Genomic DNA, 6,166 nt, shown 5'->3' on the forward strand with positions numbered 1-6,166 from the left:
GGGGCTTTCTCAGGCTACAAAATAAAGATACAGAGTAGATAGTCATACCCTGTACCTTTGAGCGTTTATTCCCATCTTTTTAAGTAGTACTTACCCGCATCGTTCTCGTCTGCATATAAATTTTCTTCATATTCAAAGGTTAATGGATCGGCGTCGACTACCTTATAAACTTCCCAATAAACATGCTTTGCATCTTTTGAGAAACGATCAGCTATTACTGTGAAAGTGTTTGGATCTGCACCCTCAACTACAGCATTATAATAAAAAATTTGAGATCCTATACGGACAAACGTTTTTCCATCATCAAGAATAACCACGTCTTCAGGTTTAACACCGAGCAGTTTATTATTTCTGCTATACACTTCGTTATTGTAAGCATAAAAATTATTTGTAATGTCTTTAACATCATCAGTAGGGACCAAAATCACCCGCGTTGGGCTTAAGTGAAGAGATTTCCATTTCCACATCTTCTCAAGCTCGCTGGCATCAGACCGACTCACTTCTTCCACCGTTCTATTGTCAACAATATAACCTCTGTAATAAACATGCTTAATATCTTTGGCAACAGAATCATTTAATACTTTAAATGTAGATGGATCACTTTCTGGTATGGGTGTATTAAAGTAGTACGCTTGGTTTTTATCTTTTCTGTAGTAAGGCGTAATCACCGTAAAGCCATCGGCTACCATGCCTTCAACAATCTCACCATGTGAATAAACATGCTGTCCGTCTACGGCATACTCATCATTTATAATTTTAAAACGACTGGCTTCGTTACTAATTATTTTTCCCTGATAAATTACCTGCTCACCATGACGAAGATAACGCTCGTTCGCATTTTTAATCGCTTCTGGCATTGTTTTACGTGGAAATTTAACATCGATGTAGTAATATAAATATTCTTTATCCATGGCGTATGAGCCAAGCAAATAAGAAAACGAAGCGGCGTCTGCATCTTCTATCACTTGCCCATAACAAAAAACTTTGCCACCACTAATAAGATAGCCAGATTCATATTTACTCGCATTACTACCCGATGTTACCAACTGAATTGAGCTAGGATCTGCACCCTCAACTCGTCTTCCGTCGTAATAAACACTATTATTATCTTTAGCGTAAGACTGACTAATCACACTGAATGTATCAGGGTCAGCTCCTTCTATTGGGGAGCCTCCAATTTGGAAAAAATTGCCATCTAAAACATAAACAACTTTACCGTCTCGTAGGTAATATTGATTGCTAATTTTACTATCAAAAGCAGTCGCGTTATGTGTGCTAGGGTTATTAACATATAAGCCAATAATAAGAGCAATTAAGGCACCAACAAGGGGGATGGCTAAAAATATAATTCCAATCCATATGAGTATTTTCATTTATCTTTCCATAGCTATTAAATATATCAGCGGATAAAGTAACATATTTATAGCACCATGTTTAACTGGCTGCTAATGATTATCACAAGATGAAGAGGATGTTCAGAATTCTGTGCCACAGTAATAGCAGGCAAAAAAGATCATTTTGAAAGAATGAATAACCTCCAATTGCTTAGTGTGAATTTACATGAGGTTACTTTATATTTTTATCATTTCTTTTTGTTATTACATCCCAGCCCATAATAAGAATAATAAGTTGGAAAAATAGTGCTGTATAAAGAAAAACCCTTCCTGCTGCATAAATATCATGATTAAGCAATGATGCTAAAGCAACTAGTAATGATAAGGAGAGGTATATAACTTCCTGTTGTAATATAAATTTAAATTTATCTTTATTCGTCAATTTTAATCTCGTTGTGAATTTTTAATATTTTATAGAAAAGTTAGCTGAAACTGAGTCTATTTTACATTTAATAGCCATGACTTATGTAAACCGAATAACTGTTTTTATATACTTTACCTCTAAGCAAAGGAGATAATCGCCGAAACGAGTTAGCCAAACCTAGGGCCAAATCTTGACTTCAGACATAAATGCTTTGGCTGACCAATTACCTATATTTTGCCTATCAGTAAAAAACCAGACTCCCTGCTTTTTTTAGCTATTACTTAGTTTGACTTGCAACTAGCATTTATTAATTCAACAACCTTCCTATCCATCCAAAAACAAAGCGTGCGTCTCGGAGTTAAAAGCGCTGTTTATTTATTACTTGATTTAAAAACATCTTGATGTGCGGTATTTTTGACCAAACCGTAAAAGGGGTTTTTAGTTAAATTACAAAGTTGAAAGTGCTAGAAAAAGGTTTTAGGTTGGTTGAGTGTTATCTGGGATAATGAAAGCCCAGCACTATTAGTTAAGTTTAATTGAGCCGCTTGGTATTATCGATTGAAAGGAAGCTACCTGCAGGGAGTCGATGCAACATAATCTCTGTTATATTTCATACGCTGCATCAATATCGATATTACAACCTAGTTCATAAGCTCTATTTTCATGGTACTTTTTCATAAGATGCATATCCATTACATGTTGAAGTTTCACAGGTCGAAGTTCAAGCTTTGGAGCATGTCCTCCAATGTTTGTATTCCAAGCATAAATAAGCCCCGTTTTGTTACTGCGCTTCAAACTAAACGAACTCATTCCACATTCAAGGGCTAATTCTACGAAAGGTGAATAGTCTAGTTGATATTCAGGCATATCGAGTAAGTTTTGATAACTCCCGTACCGACTCTTAGTATAGTCTCCTTTGAATGATTCATATGCTGGCTGAGACTCATCAAACAACAAAACTAGTTCATCATGGTTTGAAAAAATAAAACGATTTTCTTTCATAAGTAAATTTCACCTAGAATTCATAGAGAAATATAATGCCCCAATAATGGGCTAAAAGCAGCTGGCTGATATAAGCAACGAGAGGGCAATAATCTAGTGTTTTTACCCTCATTATATGCATTAAAGCTGATCAAAATAGTCGCCAGCTCTTTGTCTGAAAAATACATTGCAATACTTTAACTCAACTTGTAATGGATCTTTTTTTAAGACCTTAACATATGGATTCAGCTCCAATGTAACTGTAATAGTTTTGGACAGCAATAGCTCATTGTATAGGGCTCGTTTACGTTTTTCGGAGCCCGAGTGCGGCATACGAATTATGATATCCTTTTTGCAACTTGGAGCGGCGATTGGAAAGCGTTCCTTAGGAACAAATACTTCAAATTGACCACCTTTAGAAAATCCATATTCAGAGTTTACAGAATAATTGCCTGAAGTAAGTTCGTATTTCATGTGATAATAATCGGAATACTTTCCGGTATTAACTTTGATCTCTTGAGCATTAAGTTGAAATGAGATTAATAACACCAAGCTATTTAATAGGTACTTCATACTATCCTTATACACGTGGCAGTTTACAAAGCATCATTTTGGTGGTTTATAACGCAGCAAAATGGCGGTTAATATTGCCACTGGTTAAATTAGAAGCCAACTCATCACAACATAACTAAAAAGAGTTAGCCAAGCCATTATATGATTTAGGGTTACGATAATGAACAGACATTTTATGGGAAGTTTCTTATTTTTAGTTGCTGTTTTATTGGCCGTGGGGACGGAAGTTTACTTAACCCTCACATTTAGTGAGTTTATTTTAGCCGGTAAAGGTATTGGCGTTTATGGAGTATTATTATATTTTGTTGTGATGATAGTTAGTTTCTTTTTATGGCTACTGTCTTACCGTATTAGTAAAAGCCGAGCTCAAGCTGCTATATTTTGGCTTTTAGCATTAGCCCTCATTCCTGTCGTTATATTTCAGCCTACATGGTGGTCTGTCCCACTTCTCAATTAATTTAAAGCTTAACTTTAATTAGATTAATGTGAAATTGCAGAATTGATTTCCACAGCATTTTGTAAACTCTCTTTCAAAAGAAACGAAAAAACCCCACCTTACCATGCGGTATTTTTAACCAAACCGTAACTGGGGTTTACAGTATTCAACTGAATGCAAGCTGTTCGTTAGCAAAAGATTACTATTGCCATTGCTTTGTGTAAAAGCATTGCGATTAAGGATTATTTTTTGGTTTTTTAATTTATATTCAATGTGGTCGCTATATTGTTTTGAAGTGCTATTCTGATATATCAATTTGTAATTAATGCCGTTTTAATTAAGGATACTGGTCGTTGTTTTTTATTAAACCTAAGTTTATTTACAGCTCTTGTTCTATTTACAAACCTAAAATATCGTTTTCATTATTTTTTATGCTGCTGTGTTTGCCATTTTTTGCAAATGCTCAATTTGTCATTGGCATAGTAGGAAAAACTAAAAACGATAGCTTTTACATTCAGGCATACAAAGGGTGTACCGAGTTTGCAAAATCACAGTCTGACGTTACCTGTAAATATGATGGGCCTGATGATTATCAAGATATTCGAACCCAAGCTTTAATTATTAATGACATGATAAAAAGTGGGATTGATGGTTTATTAGTTTCAATATCAGATTCTGATTATTTGGTAGAGAGAGCCCTTAAAGATTTATTTGAAAAAAACATTCCTGTTATTACTTTTGACTCAGACTTATTAGCAAAAGATCACCAGTACAGGCTCGCTTACGTTGGTACTGATAATTTTGACTTTGGTGTTGCGTTAGGCAATCAATTAAAGAATTTAGTAAGTGAAGAAAATAAGCGTGTTTGTATTCAATCTGGTCATCCTACTTCACCAAACTTAAATAAAAGAATCGCAGGTGTTAGGTTTGCGCTTTCTGGGCAAAGTAGTCAGCGCTTGTCGGGTGAAAATGGCTGGAGCGAGTATAACCGCTGCCCTCTTTATAGTTTAGGAAAAAGGGGTGCCTCGTTAGAGCAAGTAAAAAGCCTTACTAAGATGGACAAGCCTCCTGCATTTGTTGCTGTTGCCGGCTTTGCGCAATTTAATACTGAGTATATAAACTTGATGACACCCTACAAACATAAACTTGATTCAAAAGAACTTGTTATTGTTTCAGCAGATACCGAAAAAATACAATTAGACGCACTTAGCAAAGGGTTATCTTCATCAAACGTTGGTCAAAACCCATATGAAATGGGGCGACTCAGTGCGCAGTTAATGTATGACGTAATTAAGCATAATAAAAAGCCTGCAAAAGCGTTTTATTTTTTAGACTTTCATTACTGCCAACAAAGCAATGCCCAAACATGTACTGTAAATTATTAATATTTAACCTCAAGCTGGTAAAACCTTCACTTTAAACCCCCTATTCCTCATGCGCTATTTTTAACCAAACCGTAACGGGGGTTTACAGTAACTGCTTAAAACGCGGGCGCTGTTACTGTACTTTATTAACTGATAAGGTAATTAATACAAAGCAATAAAATTGCGTTTTAGTAACGATTTAAACAGGAGTCATTAATGGCAACTACACTGGCGTTTGATGTATACGGTACGCTTATAAACACTCATGGCGTGGTGTCGTTACTTGAAAATATGGTTGGTGATAACGCGCACGCATTTTCAACTACTTGGCGTGAAAAACAACTCGAATATTCGTTTAGGCGTGGCTTAATGCAAAACTACGTGCCGTTTTCCGTGTGTACTGAGCAGGCACTTAATTATGCGTGTTTACTGCACAAGGTAACTTTAAGCGATGAGCAAAAAGCACAGTTATTAGCGCGTTATAAAACCCTACCCGCATTCGATGACGTTAAAGCAGGGCTTGAGAGCTTAAAAGCACAAAACTATCGGTTGTTTGCGTTTTCTAATGGTGCTGCCAGTGCGGTAAATACCTTGCTCGAAACGGCGGGTATAAGTGATTACTTTGAAGGCGTAGTGAGCGCCGATGACATTAAAACCTTTAAACCCAACCCCGGTGTGTATAGTCACTTTTTACGTCAGGCAAATTCAACCGGCGCTAATACCTGGCTTATATCGAGTAACCCGTTTGATGTTATTGGGGCGTTGTCGCACGGTATGCGTGCTGCGTGGATACAGCGCTCAAATGAGGCTATTTTTGATCCCTGGGAGCTTGAGCCTACAATAACGGCGTGCAATTTACATGATTTAAAAACAAAGCTGGCAAATAATAACCAGTGATTTAGTTGGCAGGGGTTAAATTACACCAATGAAAGGCTAGGTTTGCGCTTACAAACCTAGCTTTTTTAGGGTCTGTTGATCTTTCAAGGTTGAATTTGCAGCAGTCTGTTTGGTATTTAGGCAAGGCAGAGCCTATGTGGTGTGGTTATTCCCCATA

7 protein-coding genes are annotated in these 6,166 nt (G+C 36.4%); 3 read left to right on the plus strand and 4 right to left on the minus strand.

All coding sequences use genetic code 11. From position 1 onward, the window contains the following. Window positions 1–65: 65 nt before the first annotated feature. The 4 genes from QL989_RS17925 to QL989_RS17940 form a co-directional block, all read right to left on the minus strand. A complete protein-coding gene (locus QL989_RS17925) occupies window positions 66–1,373 on the minus strand; it encodes a DKNYY domain-containing protein (RefSeq protein ID WP_290171489.1) in 1,308 nt (435 codons plus the stop codon). Between the two features lie 193 nt (window positions 1,374–1,566). Further along, window positions 1,567–1,776, minus strand: coding sequence for a hypothetical protein (locus tag QL989_RS17930; protein ID WP_290171491.1), 210 nt, complete (start codon window positions 1,774–1,776; stop codon window positions 1,567–1,569). 585 nt (window positions 1,777–2,361) lie between these two features. Then, entirely contained in the window at window positions 2,362–2,760 is a 399-nt protein-coding gene (locus QL989_RS17935) for a hypothetical protein (RefSeq protein ID WP_290171493.1), read from the minus strand. 120 nt (window positions 2,761–2,880) lie between these two features. Beyond that, complete coding sequence (locus tag QL989_RS17940) at window positions 2,881–3,312, minus strand: hypothetical protein (RefSeq protein ID WP_290171494.1); 432 nt, start codon at window positions 3,310–3,312, stop codon at window positions 2,881–2,883. 160 nt (window positions 3,313–3,472) lie between these two features. Here QL989_RS17940 and QL989_RS17945 point away from each other — a divergent pair, with 160 nt between their 5' ends. The 3 genes from QL989_RS17945 (at window position 3,473) to QL989_RS17955 (ending at window position 6,009) form a co-directional block, all read left to right on the plus strand. Then, entirely contained in the window at window positions 3,473–3,769 is a 297-nt protein-coding gene (locus QL989_RS17945) for a hypothetical protein (RefSeq protein ID WP_290171496.1), read from the plus strand. A 332-nt stretch (window positions 3,770–4,101) separates the two neighbouring features. Then, window positions 4,102–5,133: a substrate-binding domain-containing protein gene (locus QL989_RS17950; RefSeq protein WP_290171497.1), complete on the plus strand. Its 1,032-nt coding sequence runs from the start codon at window positions 4,102–4,104 to the stop codon at window positions 5,131–5,133. Between the two features lie 195 nt (window positions 5,134–5,328). Further along, on the plus strand, window positions 5,329–6,009 hold the full coding sequence (locus QL989_RS17955; RefSeq protein ID WP_290171498.1) for a haloacid dehalogenase type II: 681 nt from the start codon (window positions 5,329–5,331) through the stop codon (window positions 6,007–6,009). Window positions 6,010–6,166: the final 157 nt, after the last annotated feature.

Source organism: Pseudoalteromonas sp. APC 3224 (assembly GCF_030407535.1).
Classification (GTDB): Bacteria; Pseudomonadota; Gammaproteobacteria; order Enterobacterales; family Alteromonadaceae; genus Pseudoalteromonas.